Below are 1957 nucleotides of genomic sequence, written 5' to 3' on the forward strand. Positions count from 1 at the left end.
TCATCACGCGTGATCTCGTATGCCTTGTCGACATCACGATTCAAGCCCGCTGTTGAGTCCTTACCCGCCGTATCACTGCGCACCACCACATCGCCTGCACCCACGGTGCCCCGGACGATCTGTTCACGATCCTTGTTGTAGTTCCAGCCCTCGACGCTCCAACCGTTTTTCTGGTCATCGCCTTTGCTTACCTGAGTCGAGTCCTGCGTGGTACTGCCGCTGGTACCGTACGAGACACCAACGTTCAGGTAGTAACCGTGTTCCTTGTCCTTGCCCGCGATGTCGCTGTAACCCAGCGTGTTGGTATCCAGCTTGAGATTGCCGCTGTCGGAGGCGATCAATGCGCCGTCGAGTTGAGTGTGGCTCTCGGTGCGGATGTCGACCTTGTCTTTGGCCGTGATGCGGGTCTGTTCCTCGATCCAGTTCTTGGAGCCGTTGGTCTGGCCGTACCCGACCGAGCCACTGACGCTGCCGCCAAAGCCAGCCACGACGGTTGCGCTGAGGTCGAATTCCTTGCCGTCGACTTTCCCGGTGTCCGGCAGGGATGTGACGTTCAGGTCGCGACCTACAAGTCCGACGGCATCGTTGCCACGCAGCGTGGCTCCGGCAATGTTGGTGTCCTGACCGCTGGTGAAACCGAGCTGATTACCGGCATACAGGTAAACTTCCTGCTGCTGTTTGCCTTCGCGCTCCAGGTCGCCCTTGCCAATATTGACGCTGGCGTAAACACCGAAACCTTCTGGGCCGATGGCGATATCGGGTTCTCCGCCGACATTTTTTCGGGTGTTCTCGATGAAGCTATTGTTCTGGGCTGCCTTGCAAACCTTAACAGTCTCTCGCCAACTATACATGATGCGTAATCATCAAACTTAAGACAATTGATAAAAAGTAACTATCGGCCCATAATCTTGGTCTGTAATTGAAATATCTACAGAAAATTTTCTTTCTGGAAACTTATCTTTCAGGACAAGCCTCCAAGACAGTGCAAGCACGTTTGCCAATTGTTCAAATATACGGTCATCAATATCACCTGAGCATGAATCGAACACATCGTATAAATGAGTATGATTTAACATTTTCTCTGTTGCTTGAAGATCACCATTAAAGTGCTTCAACCAAGAAACAAAAATATCAGCATCATATTTCCCTTCTAAGAAAACCCCCTCTTGAACAACAACAAAATCAGGAAATAGAAGTTTGCATGACAATAATAAATCCTCAGGATTGCATACATTGCTTATGTATGAGAATTCGTCAATTTTATCTTTATCAACCCACCCATCCTTCCAAGCCTCATATCGCGCCAACCCAACGAAAGGAGAAAGTGTATTAACTTTTATCATGGTATCTCATCCAAATTGGCGGGACGTGGTGCGGATTTAGTCGAAGGCGATTGAACTCTAACAGTTCCATCAGGCAATGTATTTCTTCCGTACTCTATTACATGTGGAGTAGGCACATTTGCATGGGCTGCGCCAGTTACATCTACTCGTTTAACGATCAGCCCCTCTGAATCATATACGGCATAGCTTGTGATATTACCTTGATTATCTGCCCTGTAGACAGTTCCCTTGGATGGCCCGCCATCGTTTTTGAAGCGCCCGCTCACCTGAGTAGCATGCTCAAGTGGCCCACCTGCAAGATCCTTTGCGTTACGAGGTCCGGAGGGTGATTCCGCAGCTTTTCCAGCACCGCCTTTCGCCTCACCATCACCTCTAACAACATCCGCTCCAACACCCCTGTCAGTCCCGGTATAGTTCTTCCAGTCCGGGTGATAAGGATCAGCCTTCATCTCGGCTGAGATAGTCCTAGACTTGGCTACAGATTTACCGCTTACCAGCATACCAGTCAAGATGCCGGCTGTAAGCACTCCGCCACCGATCAGGTAGGCACCGGTGTTGTCATCCTTGTTAATCTTCTCGCCTTCCATGGCATTGGCAACCTGCTCTCCCAGTAC

Annotated in this window: 2 protein-coding genes and 1 pseudogene; all 3 read right to left on the minus strand. The window is 50.2% G+C overall.

Features of this window, described 5'->3' with window-relative positions; all coding sequences use genetic code 11:
• Window positions 1-818: pseudogene (locus AO068_RS25115) on the minus strand (hemagglutinin repeat-containing protein); the annotation flags it as partial.
• A 51-nt stretch (window positions 819-869) separates the two neighbouring features.
• Entirely contained in the window at window positions 870-1343 is a 474-nt protein-coding gene (locus tag AO068_RS25120) for a hypothetical protein (protein ID WP_063682150.1), read from the minus strand.
• Window positions 1340-1957, minus strand: a 618-nt coding sequence (locus AO068_RS27705; RefSeq protein ID WP_201786887.1) for a polymorphic toxin type 24 domain-containing protein, incomplete at its 5' end; no start/stop codon positions are given. The genes AO068_RS25120 and AO068_RS27705, both read right to left, overlap by 4 nt.

Origin of the sequence: Pseudomonas sp. ICMP 3272, assembly GCF_001466905.1 — a bacterium.
Lineage (GTDB): Bacteria > Pseudomonadota > Gammaproteobacteria > Pseudomonadales > Pseudomonadaceae > Aquipseudomonas > Aquipseudomonas amygdali.